The 16,689-nt window shown below is 59.5% G+C and carries 17 protein-coding genes; 1 reads left to right on the forward strand and 16 read right to left on the reverse strand.

All coding sequences use genetic code 11. From position 1 onward, the window contains the following. Positions 1-8: 8 nt before the first annotated feature. The 9 genes from O3S81_RS06255 to O3S81_RS06295 form a co-directional block, all read right to left on the reverse strand. Complete coding sequence (locus O3S81_RS06255; protein WP_269341612.1) at positions 9-1,103, reverse strand: DUF1513 domain-containing protein; 1,095 nt, start codon at positions 1,101-1,103, stop codon at positions 9-11. A 3-nt stretch (positions 1,104-1,106) separates the two neighbouring features. Continuing rightward, positions 1,107-2,228, reverse strand: a complete 1,122-nt coding sequence (locus O3S81_RS06260; RefSeq protein ID WP_269341614.1) for an imelysin family protein — start codon at positions 2,226-2,228, stop codon at positions 1,107-1,109. Next, on the reverse strand, positions 2,228-3,751 hold the full coding sequence (locus O3S81_RS06265) for a di-heme oxidoreductase family protein (RefSeq protein WP_269341616.1): 1,524 nt from the start codon (positions 3,749-3,751) through the stop codon (positions 2,228-2,230). The genes O3S81_RS06260 and O3S81_RS06265 overlap by 1 nt, the downstream gene beginning before the upstream one ends. 41 nt (positions 3,752-3,792) lie before the next feature. Further along, positions 3,793-5,070: an imelysin family protein gene (locus O3S81_RS06270; protein WP_269341618.1), complete on the reverse strand. Its 1,278-nt coding sequence runs from the start codon at positions 5,068-5,070 to the stop codon at positions 3,793-3,795. A gap of 155 nt (positions 5,071-5,225) precedes the next feature. Beyond that, complete coding sequence (locus O3S81_RS06275; RefSeq protein WP_269341620.1) at positions 5,226-6,515, reverse strand: RsmB/NOP family class I SAM-dependent RNA methyltransferase; 1,290 nt, start codon at positions 6,513-6,515, stop codon at positions 5,226-5,228. A gap of 61 nt (positions 6,516-6,576) precedes the next feature. Then, the gene (locus tag O3S81_RS06280) at positions 6,577-6,945 is read right to left on the reverse strand and encodes a septal ring lytic transglycosylase RlpA family protein (RefSeq protein WP_269341622.1); all 369 of its coding nucleotides are present in this window, start codon (positions 6,943-6,945) and stop codon (positions 6,577-6,579) included. 428 nt (positions 6,946-7,373) lie between these two features. Then, on the reverse strand, positions 7,374-8,246 hold the full coding sequence (locus tag O3S81_RS06285; protein ID WP_269341623.1) for an SDR family oxidoreductase: 873 nt from the start codon (positions 8,244-8,246) through the stop codon (positions 7,374-7,376). A 3-nt stretch (positions 8,247-8,249) separates the two neighbouring features. Next, positions 8,250-9,401 carry a tRNA epoxyqueuosine(34) reductase QueG gene (gene queG, locus O3S81_RS06290; RefSeq protein WP_269342411.1) on the reverse strand — a complete coding sequence of 384 codons (1,152 nt, stop codon included), beginning with the start codon at positions 9,399-9,401 and terminating at the stop codon, positions 8,250-8,252. A gap of 79 nt (positions 9,402-9,480) precedes the next feature. Beyond that, complete coding sequence (locus O3S81_RS06295) at positions 9,481-10,173, reverse strand: glutathione S-transferase family protein (RefSeq protein WP_003520121.1); 693 nt, start codon at positions 10,171-10,173, stop codon at positions 9,481-9,483. A gap of 159 nt (positions 10,174-10,332) precedes the next feature. Here O3S81_RS06295 and O3S81_RS06300 point away from each other — a divergent pair, with 159 nt between their 5' ends. After that, on the forward strand, positions 10,333-11,139 hold the full coding sequence (locus O3S81_RS06300) for an undecaprenyl-diphosphate phosphatase (RefSeq protein WP_269341625.1): 807 nt from the start codon (positions 10,333-10,335) through the stop codon (positions 11,137-11,139). Between the two features lie 81 nt (positions 11,140-11,220). On the opposite strand, the gene O3S81_RS06305 is transcribed toward O3S81_RS06300, so the two are convergent. The 7 genes from O3S81_RS06305 to dnaN all read right to left on the reverse strand — a co-directional run bounded on the left by O3S81_RS06305 (position 11,221) and on the right by dnaN (position 16,446). Next, positions 11,221-11,376: a hypothetical protein gene (locus tag O3S81_RS06305; protein ID WP_006310141.1), complete on the reverse strand. Its 156-nt coding sequence runs from the start codon at positions 11,374-11,376 to the stop codon at positions 11,221-11,223. 349 nt (positions 11,377-11,725) lie between these two features. Next, on the reverse strand, positions 11,726-12,706 hold the full coding sequence (locus O3S81_RS06310) for a complex I NDUFA9 subunit family protein (protein ID WP_269341627.1): 981 nt from the start codon (positions 12,704-12,706) through the stop codon (positions 11,726-11,728). A 121-nt stretch (positions 12,707-12,827) separates the two neighbouring features. Further along, entirely contained in the window at positions 12,828-13,115 is a 288-nt protein-coding gene (locus O3S81_RS06315; protein WP_269341629.1) for a DUF1330 domain-containing protein, read from the reverse strand. Between the two features lie 20 nt (positions 13,116-13,135). Continuing rightward, positions 13,136-13,843 carry an orotidine-5'-phosphate decarboxylase gene (gene pyrF, locus O3S81_RS06320; protein WP_010970804.1) on the reverse strand — a complete coding sequence of 236 codons (708 nt, stop codon included), beginning with the start codon at positions 13,841-13,843 and terminating at the stop codon, positions 13,136-13,138. Positions 13,844-13,847: 4 nt separating this feature from the next. Next, positions 13,848-14,444, reverse strand: a complete 597-nt coding sequence (locus O3S81_RS06325) for a histidine phosphatase family protein (protein ID WP_269341632.1) — start codon at positions 14,442-14,444, stop codon at positions 13,848-13,850. A 95-nt stretch (positions 14,445-14,539) separates the two neighbouring features. Beyond that, entirely contained in the window at positions 14,540-15,133 is a 594-nt protein-coding gene (pmtA, locus tag O3S81_RS06330; RefSeq protein ID WP_003503844.1) for a phospholipid N-methyltransferase PmtA, read from the reverse strand. Between the two features lie 194 nt (positions 15,134-15,327). Beyond that, positions 15,328-16,446 (reverse strand): DNA polymerase III subunit beta, encoded by a 1,119-nt coding sequence (gene dnaN, locus O3S81_RS06335; RefSeq protein WP_269341636.1) that lies wholly within the window; start codon positions 16,444-16,446, stop codon positions 15,328-15,330. Positions 16,447-16,689 lie beyond the last annotated feature (243 nt).

Consider the following 16,689-nt stretch of genomic DNA (forward strand, 5'->3'; position numbering starts at 1 on the left):
TCAGTATTTTAGCCGGAAAGGCGCACGATATGCTGGTCCCAGGCCACATCGCTGCGAAGGGCTTCGAAAAATCCGTCATAGGAGGAAACCGCAATACCGCCGGCGGCGGCCGCAACACCTGCCGCTTCCCGTACGGTGACCTCGGACACCACACGTCCGGTCTTTGCATCGAGCGTCACGGCGGCATTACCGTTCGGCGAGGTCAGGCCCACCAGCCCTTCGTGCCGGTTGACGGCGATGGCCCCGACATAATTGGCAAGCCGCACCGTCGTTTCGTGCGGCAGATCGACGAAGGCAAGATCTTCGCCCTTCGAAAAATGGCCGACCAGGGGCGGCAGATCGTTACGCGGCCCTTCATATTGGCAGGCGAACCAGATGCGGCCGTCATCGCCGAGATCGACATGGCGGGTGGAGAGCTGTCGCAGCTGCTCCGGCATTGCGTGCTTCTGGATCAGCTGGCCGGTGGCAGCATCCAGAAGCACGAGGGACGGTTCCATGCTGTCGATATTGAGCTTTGTGCGGCCGAAATCCGGGTGGGTCTCGATGCCGCCATTGGCGATCACGATCAGCCGTCCGTCGTCGCTCACCGTCATGTCATGGGTGCCGACACCATGCGCGTCATATTCGCCGATGCGGACAAAGCCGTTCCGGGCGTCGTAAAGGCCGATGACGCCGCGATTGCCGTCGAAATCGTTTTCGCTGGCATAGAGGATTGCGCCATCGGGTGAGAATTGCCCGTGGCCATAGAAATGGCGGTTCTCCGGCGTGTGCATCACGACAGGCTCCCGACGCTGAACGGGATCAAACGCCATGAAGAAAGTGCCGGGCCGTCGTGCGAAGGCCACCGTCATGCCGGTTGCATGGCTCGTCGCCATTCCATGGGCGCGGGCGGGAAGCGCAACGCGGTCGATAATCTCGCCGCGCTCGCTCACCGTCGCAATGCCGTAGGATCCATCACGGGCGCGGAAGGCGGAGGCAAAGACGGCGTCTGTGCGTTCCAGCGCATGGAGCGATCGCGGGGCGAGAGCGGCAAGGAAGGGAATACCCGCCGCCTTGATGAAGCTGCGCCGGTCGATCAGCATCCGCTTGCTGCCGGAAATCATCGCTCAGTCTCCATCAGCGAAGGAAAAGCCGGAACTGAGGCCGATGGCACCGCCATACTGATCGTTGAGGCGGTAGATCAGGTCTTTGCCATTGAGCAGCAGGTAATCCACCTTGGCACGCTGATCGTCCTGATCCAACGCCTTTTGCACATCCGTATCGATCGTTCCGGCAACGCGGATCATCGATTTGGCGATGAAGTCGATGGAGTTGACGATGGAGCGCTGATCGGGCGGTACGAGTTCGACCATGTCGGCGGTATGCAGGAGTGTCTGCACCGCCTTGATGTTGGTGGAGATGCTCTTCCAGGTCAGGTCGGAGCGCCAGTAGATGGCGGTGCGGGGAAATCTTGCCTTGTCTGGCCCCTTGTAGAAAGTCTCGATCCGCTGGTCGCGGATCGCCTCTGCGCCGTGCACGAGAATACCGAGCAGGGCAACCAGCGCCTCGCGCTCATCACGAAAGACGGGATTGTCCGGTCCGGGCTGTGTCCAGTTTTTCTGGGCGCCGTCAGGTGCGTTCCAGCTGTCGGAAAGCTCCGCCGCCACATTGGCGATATTGCCGGCGATGGCCGCGCCGAAACGGCAGCGGAAATCGCCCTTCTTGTCGAGAAGTTCATCCGCGCCGGTGCCATAAAGCACGAACTCCAGCGCGCCGAGCCCCTGTGCCGCGACGCTCTTGCCCTTCAGGCCGTCTGCGCTGGTGACGCTTTCATCCTTGTCGGCAAGGTAACGCTGCACCTGCTTCAGTCCGAGCCCCTTTTTGTCGGGGTAATAAAGCACGCGTTCGAAGCGGTTCTTCTCGATCACAGGGCCGATACGCACGATCTCGATTGTCGACCAGCTCAAGACCGTTTCAGTAAAAGCCGCCTGTGCTGCCGTTTCCGTCGTTTTGGAGGGTGCCGCGCAGAAGGCCTTCATGCTGCCTTCCAGCATCTCCGCAGATTGCCGGAAATGGTCATAACCGGGCCGGATGAAGCCGTTCACCGCTTTTTTCATCACGCCCCGCACCTGTACAGGGTCGAGCGGTGGCGGCGGCAACAGTTCCACATCCTGCGCCTTGGCCGGCAGCGTGGTGAGAAGCAGCAGCACGGAGATGACGCCGGAAATTTTTCGCATGGCAAAGTTCATCAAAGGGACTCCAGAAAGGCCAGCAAAGCCTGCCGGTCGGATTTTTGCAAGGCGGCAAAGGCGTCGCGCGCTTTTTGCCCTTCGCCGCCATGCCACAATATGGCTTCCGTCAGGTTGCGCGCGCGCCCGTCATGCAGGTAAAAACCGTTGCCATTCACCTTTTGCGTCAGGCCGATGCCCCAGAGCGGCTGGGTGCGCCAGTGCCGCCCGCTGGCTTCGCCCACCTGCTGGCCATCGGCAAGCTCCTCTCCCATGTCATGCAGGAGGAAGTCCGAATAGGGCCAGATCAGCTGGAAAGAATGCATCGGGTCGGCGGCATCGCGGCGGGTGACGAATTTCGGTGTATGGCAGGCCGTGCAGCCGGAGGTGTAAAATAGCTGTTTGCCCTCAAGAACGGTCGGATCATCGACATTGCGTCGCTGCGGCACGGCCAGGTTTTCGGTGTAGAAGGTCACGAGATCAAGAACCGGGTCCGGCGCTTCCACCGGCCCCAACCGTGGCTGCACGCCGGTCGGCATGGCCAGACAGTCCTTCTGGGCTTCGGTGCAATCGCCATAGGCATTCGGCGCATCCGGTGTGGAAATGCCGATATCGTGAGAAAAGGCGCTGGCGCTCTGGTCGCGTACATTTGCATTTTGGGCTTTCCAGCCAAACCGCCCGAGTTTTATCTCGCCGGTGCGATGGTCCCTGACCCATGCCGGACGCCCGGCGATGCCATCGCCGTTTTTGTCATTGGGGTCTGCGCTGGCGAGAATATCGGCATCGGCAATGGCCTCGATCAGGCCAAGCCCGAGCGTGGGCATGGCGATACGGGCCGAGAGCGTCGTATCGGCACCAAGCGGGCCATCGTGAAGGCCCATCACGCCATAGGCGGGCTTGCGCAGCATCACCAGTTCGCCATCTGCAAGCGTAATCGGTCTTTCCGTATAGGTGATGATCGGTTTGCCTTCAGCGGCGAGGCCGGGAATGGCAAGATTCTGCAACTGCCGACCATAGGTCTCGTCAGGAAAATTCAGTACCTCGTGGCGGGCAATGGCCTGTCGTTCGGCTTCATTCCGGGCCGGTCGCGCCAGCCGTAGAAACAGGGAAACAGCCTCTTCCCCGGCAAGGGGCGGGCGGCCCCTGCCATCCTTGACATGGCAGGTCTGGCAGGATCTGGCATTAAACAGCGGCCCGAGCCCGTCCGAGGCCTGTGTGGAGGAGGGGGAGGAGACCCAGAGCTTCTGGAACAGCGCGTTGCCGAGCTTGAAATCCTGCTTCCGCTCGAAAGGCATGGTAGCGGAAGGATGGGAAAATGCGCCGCCATCGGCTTTGCCGGTGCTGGTGGTTGCCCCGCCGGACATGGCCTCGAAGGGCTCCGGCTTCGTAAAATCGGTTGTTGGCGCAGTGACGGCCAGCACGCGGCTTCGATCTTTCTCCGTCAGATCGCTCCGCTGCTGTTCGGCATGCGCTATCGACGCCGCAAGGCAGGCTGCCCCGGCGAAAAAGAACGGCTTGCGGATCGATGACAGCAAAAATCGCATGGGAGCAACGGGCCGCAGCGATCTGCGGCCCGCTTTGCCGCTTATTTGAAGACGGCGTTCGGATTGTCGAGGCTGTCGGAGCCTTCAAGCTCGATCTTGCCGAGATCGAGCGCCGCGATGACACGTTCGACAGACTTCGTCTGGTCGAGAAGGCCGTCGATGGCCGCCTGAACCACGGCATTGCCTTCCTTGTTGCCTTCGCCGATCATCTGGTCATAGGCCTCGACGGTCTGGGCACGCTTTTCCATGGCATGCATGGCATCGAGCGTCTTGTTCAGCTTCGCCAGCATCTCGTCGTTCAGCGCCTTGTCCTTGGCGCCGACGAGTTCCGACAGCGAGGCACCGGTCATCTTCGTGCCGTCCGCGCGGGTATAGTCGCCGGTATAGGCCGAGGCGATGCCAATGGCGTCGTAGAGGTGCGAATTATAGGTGTTGTCGGAGAAGCAATCATGCTCCTCTTCCGGATCGTGCAGCAGCAGGCCGAGCTTCATGCGCTCACCGGCCAACTCACCATAAGAAAGGGAGCCCATGCCGGTCAGAATGGCGGTAAGGCCCGCTTTCGGATCGGCTTCCACGGTTTTCGTCGCTTCGCCCTCGGGAGCCCAGGCATCCACCATCTCCTGAAGATCCTTGATCAGCAGGGTGGAGGCGGATTTCAGGTAATCGGCGCGGCGGTCGCAATTGCCGTTGGTGCATTTTGCCTTGTCATAGTCGGTATAGGGGCGGTTGCCCGCGCCCGGCGCGGTGCCGTTCAGATCCTGGCCCCAGAGCAGGAATTCGATGGCGTGGTACCCGGTCGTCACGTTGGCTTCGACATCGCCCGCCTCGTGCAGGCTTTCGATCAGTTCCGGGGTGATTTTGGAGGCATCCACCTCTTCACCGCTGATCTTGATCTTCGGATTGGCGATGATGTTTGCGACGTAAAGTTCGTTCTCGTCGCTTTCCGTGCCGTAGGAGCCATCGACATAGTCGATCAGGCCTTCATCCAGCGGCCAGGCATTCACCTTGCCTTCCCATGCATCGACAAGCGGATTGCCGAAACGGTAGACTTCCGACTGCTGGTAGGGAACACGCGCCTTGATCCAGGCTTCGCGGGCGGCCTTCAGAGTCGCTTCGCTCGGCGTTGCAATCAACGCATCGATCGCCTTGTCCAGCGCCTTCGCCGTGGTCAGCGAATCCTCGTATTTCGCATGCGCGACATCGGCGTAATGCTTGACGACGGCAGCCGCGTCAGTGGCGGCCTGTGCAGGAAGCGCGGTGAAAGCCGCCGATGCGGCAAGAAGCGCGAAAGAGGCGCTGAGAATGGTTTTGCGGATCATGATCCCTCTCCTTGGGCAGGCATGAAAAGACTTCACGCTGCGGCCAGCGAGTTCTGACCCAATCACAAACTTGTGTCAAACATTCTAGTTTAGAATGCTTTGAAACAAGCCCGCGTGGTATTTTCCAAGTAAAATCGCTGCGTGCAAATCGGCTTTTATGCTTTGCGTTTCATCAAGCAGAAGAAGAAACCGTCCGTATCTGTGGTTGCAGGCGTGAGGGTCACTGTCTTGCCATCGGAAGAATGCGGTTTATTCGCATTGCCGCCGAAAATCGACTGCCAGCGCTCCAGAGCCGAGCCGATCGAAAATTCCGGGTTTTCCGCGCAGAAGCGCCTGACCTGCTGCTCGTTTTCCTCGGGCAGAACGGAACAGGTGACATAAAGCAGCTCGCCGCCCGGGCGCACGAAGCCTTTCGCCTGCGAAAGCGCCTCGCCCTGCTGTTGCACGCGCTCTTCCAGATTGCGCGCCGTCAGCCGCCATTTGGTGTCGGGGCGGCGGCGCCATGTTCCGGTGCCGGTGCAGGGTGCGTCGACCAGAACGCGGTCGAATTTTTCGTGGAACGGCGTAAGACCCGATGCGCGGTCATGAACCTGCACATTGCGCGTGCCGGCCCGCTTCAGCCGCTCGATGATCGGCGCGAGCCGCTTGCGGTCGGCATCGAAGGCGTGGACCTGACCCTTGTTGTTCATGCTGGCAGCCATGGCCAGCGTCTTGCCGCCACCGCCGGCGCAATAATCGAGGATCTGTTCACCTTCATGCGCGCCGGCAAGGTCGGCAACAATCTGCGAGCCCTCGTCCTGCACCTCAAACCAGCCCTTCTGGAAGGAGAGTTCGGCGGTGACATTCGGCAGGCGGGAAGGACCTTCGCCGGCGGGAATGCGCACACCCTGCCGGGCAATGCGGGTGGCTTCCGCACCGCTTTCCTCGAGCGCTTTCAGAACCTTGTCCCGGGTTGCCTTCAGCGTGTTGGCGCGCAGATCAAGCGTCGGTCGCTCGTTGAGCGCCTGCGCCTCGGCGAGCCAGCGCTCACCGAAAGCCGTTTCGAAGGAAGATTGCACCCATTCGGGAATATCGCCTTGAACATAGGCCGGCGCGTCGGAAAGTGAACGGGAGAGAAAGGCCTGCTGCCTTTCCGCGTCAGGCGCGGCGGGGGCGAATTTGTCGCCGTCGAATTCCGCCGCCAGTTCCGCAAAGCTTTTGCCCCATTGCCGCAGCAGGACAGCATAAGCAAGGGAGGCGGCGCTATCGTCATCCATCAGCCAGGCGTGCGACAGTTTCATGCGCAGCGCGTCATAAACGATATTGCCGATGGCGGCCCTGTCGCCGGAACCGGCAAAACGGTGGGCAAGGCCCCAATCCTTCAGAGCATCGGCGACGGGACGCCTGCGTCCCTCAATATCCGCCAATACTTCGATTGCTCCGGCCAAACGCCCGCCCAAACGCATTGTCTACCTCTTCTTGCTGATAAGCCCGGTTGGTAGACGCGAATGGCGGCGAGGGCAAGGCTCAATCGGCCTTGACGACCTCATAGCAGACCTTGGCAGTGCCGGAGCTGATCATGCCGATGTTCTTGGCTGCAGCCTTGGAAAGATCGAGAACGCGGCCCTTGATGAACGGGCCACGGTCGTTGATGCGCACCACAACGGCCTTGCCGTTGCGGGCATTCGTTACCTTGACCTTGGTGCCGAACCGCAGGGAGCGGTGAGCGGCGGTCAGGTTGGCGGCGTTCATGCGCTCGCCCGAAGCAGTCTTGGAGGTCAACGCATACCACGATGCGCCTCCACAACCATTTGCCGCATTCGCCTGAAGAGGCGCAATGATGGAACAGGCGGCGATAGTTGCAGCGGTGAAAGTTATACGACGGATATTCAACAAACTGTGCTTCCCTGAAAATCGGCCCCGCGCCGATTGATTGTGCCCTTGCTAAACGGCCAAGAACTGGCCTGAACGCCTTTTGATGCGAGATTGTAGGGCGAGGGAAAAATGGCGAAAAAAAGCTGATCTCAAATCACGAACTGTTACAGACTGTAACATTTGTGATCGTTAGCCGGAAAGCCGTCCATGGGGCCTGGCGGCGCAGAAGTGGAAAAAATAACGCAGAATCAATGGCCAATGGAAATGCCGTTGCAAGTCACGGCTTAGTGAATCCACTTCACGAAATGTGAGTGAAATATTTTTCTAATGACTATGATTTTAGCGATTCTTGGGTAGTTAATAAAATCCTAATTAGCTGAAATGGCACGAAAACCATCCGCAAAAACGGCTTTGGAAGGATTTTTCATCACTTTCGCCGGGGACGGTTTTCAGCCCCGCCAGAGATCGTTTTCCCATAATTGTTTCAGGGACAACCTGTATTCCGGAAAACGAAAATCGAAGCCGAGGGCACGTATTTTGGCGTTGGAAACGCGCTTGTTCTCGCCATAAAAGGAACGCGCCATCGGCGTCAGATCGACGGTCTCGAAGGCCTGTTCGGATGGTGGCTCCACGCCCATCAGGGTTGCTGCGAAGCTCACCACATCCTGCGGCGGGCAGGGTTCGTCGTCCGTCACGTTGAAGATGCCGCGTTCATTTCTCAACGCCAGAAAAGCAAGTGCCGCACCAATATCCTCGACACGGATGCGATTGAACACCTGGTCCTTCTTCACCAACCGTCTAGCGGTTCCCTTCTCGAAATTCATAAAGGCATTGCGCCCCGGGCCATAAATTCCGGAAAGACGCAGGATGGAAAGCGGCACATCTGCTTTCTGGGCTGCCTCGGTCCAGGCAGCCTCGGCGGTTACCCGTTCCACGGAGCGCGCGGAAACCGGGCGGCAAGGTGTCGTCTCGTCCACCCAGGCGCCGTGATGGTCGCCATAAACGCCGACGGTGGAAAGGTAGGCCACCCATTTCAGATTGGGCAGGAGCTTTTTCAGATCGCCGCCCAGAAGCGCAAGCAACGGATCGCCATCCTTGCCCGGTGCGATGGATTGCACGAGATGGGTGACATTGCCCATGGCGGCGATGAGATCGTCATTGAGATGGGCGCCGTCGAAGAGCAACGGCGTCATGCCGGCGGCCGCGAGGTTTGGGAGCTTATCCTGGCTGCGTGTGGTGCCGCAGACACTTGCGGCCTCGGTTTTCAGCGCGTTGGCAATGGCTTTCCCTGAATATCCCGCGCCGAAAATCATCACATGCATGGTTCATGCCTCTGCCAGTTGCCATTCCATTTCCGCGTCCGGATCAGTCTCCGGCGCGCGTGTGGCAGAGTATGTACGGAATTCGTCCCTGTCCATAAGCCGCGACAAAGCCCATGCGGCCATGCCGCGCACTTCCGCAGAAGGGTCGGTCTCCGCAAGCGCCTTGCATTGTTCCACAAATTGCCGGTCGGCAGAGTTTCCCGCAGCGATCAGCACGTTGCGGATGAAGCGATTGCGGCCGATGCGCTTGACGGGGGAGCCGCTGAAAAAGCTGCGAAAGGCGGCATCGTCCAGCGTCAGCAGGAAGGCGATGGACGGTTCCTTCAAATCCTCGCGCGCCTGCAGCTTCATCTCGGAGGCGCTGGCCGCGAACTTGTTCCACGGACAGGCGGCAAGGCAATCGTCGCAGCCATAGATGCGGTTGCCGATCATCGGCCGGAATTCGTGCGGGATCGGTCCCTTGTGCTCGATGGTGAGATAGGAGATGCAGCGGCGCGCATCCAGCTGATAGGGGGCGGGGAAGGCCGCCGTCGGACAGGCATCGAGGCAGGCGCGGCAGGAACCGCAATGATCCTTCTCGGCCTCATCCAGACAGAGCTCGGCGGTGGTGAACATGCTGCCCAGAAACAGCCATGAGCCATGGGTGCGGCTGACCAGATTGGTGTGCTTGCCCTGCCAGCCGAGACCGGCGGCGGCGGCGAGTGGCTTTTCCATCACCGGGGCGGTGTCGACGAAGACCTTCACATCCTCACCGGCGCGGGCGGCAAAACGGGTGGCGATTTCCTTCAGCCGCCCCTTGATGATGTCGTGATAATCCCGGTTGCGGGCATAGACCGAAATGGCCGCCTTGTCCGGTTTCGAAAGCAGGCTGCGCGGGTCCTCCTCCGGGCCGTAATTGAGACCGAACATGACGATGGAGCGCACGTCTCCCCAGAGTGTCTTCGGCTCCGCCCGGCGAGCCTCGGTTTCCTCCATCCACGCCATGGTGCCGTGGTAGCCATTGTCGAGAAACTGCCGCAGCCGCTCCGGTGCGAGCGGAATGCTGTCGGGCGCCGTGATGCGACACAGATCGAAGCCAAGCGAAAGCGCCTCCTGACGGACGAAATCCGTCAGTTTGCGTGCGCGTATCCGCTGCTTGTCGCTGGCAACGTCGATGGCCGTTTCTCCCGCGGGTTAATCTGCGACTTATATAGGCTGAGCCGCAGGTCGCCGCAAATAACCGGAAGGCCGGACCTTAGAAGTCCAGATCGGCGTAGTGGGAGGAGGGGGCAAGACGCGGAATGCGCTCGCTGAGGAACGGTCGGAAGGAGGGGCGGGATTTCACCCGCTGATACCATTCCTTGGCAATCGGCGCTTCAAGCCAGTTGATCTCGCCAAGATAGTCCAGCACAGAAACAGCGGCCGCGGCGGCAAGATCGGCATAGCTTAGCCGGTCGCCGGCAAGCCATGTGCGGGATCCGGCCAGCCATTCCAGATATTTGATGTGTTGGCGAATGTTGTTGCGGGCGGTGCGCAACAGCTTGGAATCCGGCGGTCCGCCACCCTGTGCCGCCGTCATCTGCAATTTATAGACCCTTTCGCGCACCAGCGGGCGGGTCACGTCATTTTCCATCTTCTGCAGAAACCATTCCGTCAGGCGGCGGATTTCCGCACGCTGAAACGGGTCTTCCGCCAGAAGCCGCCGGTCGCGCTTCAAAACCCCATGCGTTTCGTCAAGAAATTCGGCCAGCACATAAGGTCCGCTTAGGGAGCGCATATTGTCATCGAGATAGACCGGCAGGGTGCCGGCCGGATTGAGCGCCAGAAACTCCCGCCGTCTTTCCCACGGCTGTTCCTCCACGAGATCGGTCTGAAAGCCGTATTCCGCAAGGATCAGACGAACGAACCGGGATGCGGTCGACATCGGGGAGTGATAGAGAGTTGGCATCGGTACTCAATTTTTACGATTGGTTGTTATGATCGGCATTTGCCGGAAAACTTTTTCAGTTTCGCTTCATCAAGACGCTATAAGAGCTTGGCTACTTTAAAACAAGTTTAACGCAATTGCCTTCCATTGCCACTTTCCCCCTGAAAAGAAGGATACCTCATGGGTGACCAATCGATCATCAGCGCACTTCTGCTGGGCATTATCGAGGGTCTGACGGAGTTCATTCCCGTTTCCTCCACGGCGCATGTGCTGCTGGCCGGGCACTTCCTCGGCTTCAAATCACCCGGCAACACCTTTGCCGTTCTCATCCAGCTTGGCGCGATCCTTGCGATTCTTCTTGTTTATTTTCAAAAGCTTGTGTCGATTGCGCTGGCTCTGCCGACAAGCGCCAGGGCGCGGCGTTTTGTGCTGGCCGTCCTTCTTGCCTTCCTGCCGGCGGCGATAATAGGCGCCTTGGCGCATGACTTCATCAAGACGGTGCTGTTCGAAACGCCGATGCTCATCTGCGTCGTTCTCATCATTGGCGGCGTCATTCTGCTGGCGGTCGACCGCATGCCGCTCAAACCGAAATATACCGACATCATGGATTATCCGCCGTCGCTTGCCTTCAAGATCGGCCTTTTCCAGTGCCTGGCGATGATTCCCGGCACCTCGCGCTCCGGCGCCACCATTGTCGGCTCGCTGATGATGGGCACGGACAAGCGTTCCGCCGCGGAATTTTCGTTCTTCCTGGCCATGCCGACCATGCTCGGCGCTTTCACCCTCGATCTCTACAAGAACCGCGATGCGCTGAGTTTCGATGATAGCGCGCTGATCGTCGTCGGTTTCATCGCCGCCTTTGTCTCCGGCCTGTTCGTCGTGCGCTCGCTGCTGGATTTCGTCTCGCGGCGCGGTTTTGCGCCTTTTGCCTGGTGGCGCATCGTCATCGGTTCGCTGGGCCTGATCGCACTTCTTGTCATCGGCTGATCCAGCCTTTTATCCGGACCAAAACAAAAAAGCGCCCCGGAAAACCGGCGGCGCTTTTTCTTTGAAACCTGTAAAGGCCGATCAGTTGGCGCTGATCGAAGCCGTTGCGCAGGGGTCAACGCCATAGGCGGGAGCACAGCCGCTCTTGCCTGCTGCAACCGTTCCCGGCGCCATGAAAGAACCCGCCAGCACCACCAAAGCCGCACACGCAAAAAAGAGTGCGATAGATCTGCCCATTTTATGATTGCCTTTCAGACGTTCGTTCGCGCGGATCATGCCGCCGTGTGTGAAGTGAGGGTTCGGGATATGTTTGGAATGTGGCGAATATCAATAAACGAGCTTGCTGAATACCGGGTTAATACGAAGTCTTTTCCACAGTTGCGCTTGTGCCACGCTTGCGTGTCGAGACCGCACGGCCGTTAACTTTTACCCGGCTCTCCAAGCCCGCCTTCGCCCATTCTGCACCTCCCCCGCAGTTGAGGGGAAAATGCACGAATAGCGGTTTGGTTGCAATTGAATTGCACCAAAACAAAAAGCGGGAATGGCTCCCGCTTCCGTTTAAATCGTCAAGGCCCGAGGACGGGTTTCAGGCAGCCTTGCCCGCGTTCGAGAACTGGCCGTGCGGACGATACTGCACCATGTAGGACGGCAGAACCGAAGCGACGCGAACAGGCGTGATACCGATGCCTTCCAGTGTCAGGCCGTTCTTTTCAGCCTCGGCGGAAACGACATTGTCCTTTTTCAGCATGGTCACCTGATCGGGAGTCAGGGGCGGTGCAATCAGCGGCACCAGCGATGCGACCTTGCCGATCATCGAGGCCACGCCGAAGGGCAGGTTGACGAAGGAACGCTCGCGATAGGTCGCTGCAAGAACCGCCTCAAGACAGTCACGGAAGGTCATCACGTCCTGGCCGCCGAGTTCATAAATCGCGCCGGGCTTCAGCTTGCCATCGACGCCGCGCGCGACGGCTTCCGCCACATCCTCGACATAGACCGGCTGGAACCTGGTTTTTCCGCCGCCAATCAGCGGCAGGAACGGCATGCTGCGGGCCATCTTTGCGAACTTGTTGAAGAAATCGTCTTCCGGTCCGAAAATGATCGACGGGCGCAGGATCACGGCGCCAGGAAGGATGGAATGAATGGCGGCTTCGGCGCGGCCCTTGGTGCGGCCATAACCGGTCGGCGAACTGGCGTCTGCACCGATGGCGGAAATATGCGTCAGCGTGGCGCCGGCATCACGGGCCGCTTCGGCAATAGCTTTCGCACCGAATTCCTGTACGGCGTCAAACGTATTGCGGCCGCTTTCCGTCAGGATGCCGACACAATTGACCACATGGTCGGCGTCTTCCACGGCTTTGACGATGGAGTCGCGATAACGCAGGTTCGCCTGGGCGAAGGAAATCTGACCGACATTGCCGAGCGGCTGCAGGAAGCCGGCAAGATCGGGGCGGCGCACGGCGACGCGGATACGGTAACCGCGCTTGGCGAGCATTCTCACGACATGCCGCCCGACAAAACCCGAACCGCCGAAAACGGTGACGAGGGGTGGAAGGTTGGCCAAGGTCATGGGAGGCTCCTCAGAAGCTGTCGATAAAGCGTTTTTCAGTCTCTTAGCCCAAAGCCGCGCGCGCGTGAAGAGAGGTTGTCGCAAGGCCCGAGGCTAGTTTTGGAAATGCGGTTGACGGCCGTCAAATTCCTTCGACGATCACCATCTCCGCATCTGCGACGTCCTGGCGGATTTTGGCGGCCGCCTGGTATTCGGGAGAATTATAGCAATCGATGGCGTGCTGCACCGAAGGGAACTCGATGACGACGTTGCGCGCACGCGCCTTGCCTTCCAGCTCGGTCAAAGCACCGCCACGGGCCAGAAAATTGGCGCCAAAGCGCTCGAAAGCGGGTTTCGCCGTCGTCACATAGTCCTTGTAGCGTTCGCTGTCGCGCACATCGACGCGGGCGATCCAATATCCCTTGGGCATGTCGTCTCCTCCGATTGTCGTTACTGATTGGCCGGAAAACTGGCGCGCAGCATGTCGTCCAGAATGGCGCGGGCCGCCGCTTTCGGGTCTTCCGCTCTGACGATGGGGCGGGCGACAACCAGATGGCTGGAACCGGCCTTGATGGCGTCATAAGGCGTCATCACCCGCTTCTGATCGCCGAGATCGGCACCGGCGGGGCGAATGCCGGGGGTGACCACGGCAAGGTCCGGACCGAGGATTTCCCGCACGGCGGTCGATTCTTCCGCCGAACAGACGATGCCGCCCATGCCTGCCTCGCGTGCCTGTTCCGCCCGGCGCAACACCAGCGAACGGGCGTCGGATGCATAACCGGCTTCGACCAGGTCGCTGTCATCCATGGAGGTCAGCACGGTGACGCCCAGCAGGCAGAGCCCGGAGCCTTCCGCCGCCTTGACAGCAGCGCGCATGGCTTTCGGGTAGGCATGCAACGTCAGCATCGACATGCCCATGCGGGCGATGTTTTCGACGCCGGAGGCGACGGTATTGTCGATATCGAGCAGCTTCATGTCGAGAAAGACCTTCTTGCCGCTCTGCACAAGGTCACGCGCGAATTCGAGGCCGCCTGCAAATACCAGCTGATAACCGATCTTGTAGAAGAGAACCTCGTCGCCGATTTTCGAAACGATGTCTTCTGCCTGCTGCACAGTCGGAACATCCAGCCCGACGATGAGTTTTTCGCGCGCGGTCATTGTCTTATCCCTGCCATGTTTCCATTGCCGTCCAGTCGCATGTGGGGGACGCGGCTGCAAGTGAAAACTCGGCGATGGAGAAGCGGAAAAGATTGCCGCCACCCGCCGGCTGGTCCTTGCTGCGGCTGATGCCTCGGCCCTCGATATGGCATTTCAGAAGTGTGCCCACGCCACCATGGCCGACAAAGGCAATAGGCTGCTGCGGGTCGTGTCGGTCAAGAACGGCTTTGATGGCCCCGACGATCCGCGCCTGCGCGTCGATTGCACGCTCCCAACCGTGAAAACTCTCCTCGGGATGGGCGAAGAACCAGTCCGCCGCCTTTTCGAATTCCGGCGGCGGCAGGAAACCGGTGGCGGACCGGTCGTTTTCATGCATCGCCTCGACGATCTCCATTTCTGCGCCCGATGTCTCGGCAAGGATACGGGCGGTTTCGATCGCCTTGGTTTCGGCGCTGGAAACGATGCGCCGCAATGCCTTCGCCCAGGGGAGGCGGCTTGCCTCCCGCGTCCGTTCGACACCCCTGTCCGAAAGTCCCCATTCCGGGACGGGAACAGCCGGATCGATCTTGACCTGGGGGTGGGTGATATAGAGCGCATGCATGGGGTTCGGTCCTCAAGGGCGATGGAAAGGGTAAATCGACACCCTAACCATTCGTCACGACCGGGAAATGACGGGTTCCGGCAGTTTGCCGAGTATCAAGCCCGCGTATAGGTCCACAATTGCGCCGGCGGAATATTGCGCACGATGAAATCGAAATGGCGGATGTGGTAGAGATGCGGCTGCGCGACGATCGGGGAAATCGGACCGTAGGATATCTGCACCACGGGGCGGCCATGCGGCACGCGCTTCAGCAATTCGTCGAGAAGCTTGATGCGGGCGGCCATCGGAAAATTCAGCATCGGCACGGCGGAGACGACGCTGTCGAACATCTGGCCCTTGTGCTCACCAAGCGTCGCGTCAAGATCGAAGGCGTCGCCATTGATGAAATTAACGCCCGGATAGCTCCGGAGCAGCTGATTGTAGAAATCGGTCGAATATTCGATGGCGGTCAGGTTCTCCGGCTTGATGCCGCGCGCCAGAATGGCCTTGGTGATGACGCCGGTGCCGGGACCAAGCTCCAGAACCGGCAGGCCGGAATGGGGATTGATGACACTCGCCATTTTTTTCGCGGTGATGGACGATGTCGGGACGATGGCGCCCACTTTTTTCGGCTGGCTGACCATGCCCTTGAAAAAGCGGATTTCTTCCTCGAACTTCTGTTCAAGGCGTTGCTTCAGGTTGAGTGCCATGATTCCCCTCGGATATATTGGTCATTGTCAAAAAACTGTTACGCAATGTTGATCCCATTTGGCGCAAAAACAAGGCAAAATGTCGTAACTGAGAAAATTCGGTTACGGATCGAAATGCCTGTCCGCCGAATCAAAAAACGCCGATGAAATGATCCACCGGCGTTTCTGGTAAAAATTGAAGAAAACGGCCGGTTTTAAACGCGCATCGGCATCAGAACATAGAGCGCATCGTCGCCGGCGGTGTCGCGAACGAGCGTCGGCGAGCCGGCATCGGCCAGCAGGAAAATCGCATCGTCGCCGGAAAGCTGTGAGGTGATGTCGAGCAGATATTTGGCGTTGAAGCCGATTTCCATCGAATCATTGTCATAACCGACAGCCACTTCTTCCGTCGCACTGCCCGAATCCGGGTTGTTGACGGTCAGCGTCAGCTGGCCATTGGTCAAGGCCAGCTTCACGGCGCGGCCGCGCTCGGAAGAAATGGTCGAGACGCGGTCGACAGCCTGCGCGAAGGTCTGGCAATCGACACGCATTTCCTTGTCGTTGCCGGTCGGGATCACGCGCTGGTAATCGGGGAAGGTGCCGTCGATCAGCTTCGAGGTCAGAACGACCGAGCCAATGGTCAGGCGGATCTTCGCATCCGAGACTTCGACCGTGACTTCCAGTTCCGGATTGTCCATCAGCTTCTGCAATTCACCGACGGTCTTGCGCGGAATGATGATGCCCGGCATGCCTTCGGAGCCGGAAGGCGCATCCACATCGGCGCGCGCCAGGCGGTGACCGTCGGTGGCGACGGCGCGCAGCTTCAGTTCGCCATTGCTTTCGATGGTGTGGAAGAAAATGCCGTTCAGGTAATAACGTGTCTCTTCGGTCGAAATCGCAAACTGCGTCCGGTCGATCAGCATCTTCAGATCCGTCGCCTTCAGCTTGAAGGTGTGGCTGAAGGTGCCGGCGGTCAGATCGGGGAAATCCCCTTCCGGCAGGCATTGCAGCGAGAATTTCGAGCGGCCGGAGGCAACGGTCATGGAGGACCCGTCCGGGTTGGTCGCCAGAAGCACTTCCGAACCATCCGGCAGCTTGCGCACGATTTCATAAAGCAGATGCGCCGGCACGGTGGTGGCGCCCGCCTGCTCCACCATGGCCGGGGTCGCTTCGGTGATTTCGAGATCGAGGTCGGTCGCCTTCATGTCCAGATTGGCACCGGAGGCGCGCAGGAGGACGTTGGACAGGATCGGGATCGTGTTGCGACGCTCGACGACCCGGTGGACGTGGTTCAGCGATTTCAGAAGGTTCGACCGCTCAAGAGTAATACGCATGGACGCTACCGCTTTCAACCGTTGCGAACCGGCCACCGCCGGATCGGCAAGAAGAGTCTTCACCGGCCAAAAGCCGGACAATGTGGACGGGCAAAATGGCAGAGTTATTGCAGAAAATGCAAGAGCCGAGTGCATCTGCCACGGCTCATTTTGCTGCTATACAACATGATCCACAGGTTGGGACCGCCGATGGACCTTGTTCGCCGGTTTTCTATTGCCCATAAAGGGGAAAACCGGAGCGAC

Origin of the sequence: Agrobacterium sp. SOY23, from assembly GCF_027212525.1 — a bacterium.
GTDB classification, from domain to species: domain Bacteria; phylum Pseudomonadota; class Alphaproteobacteria; order Rhizobiales; family Rhizobiaceae; genus Agrobacterium; species Agrobacterium tumefaciens_I.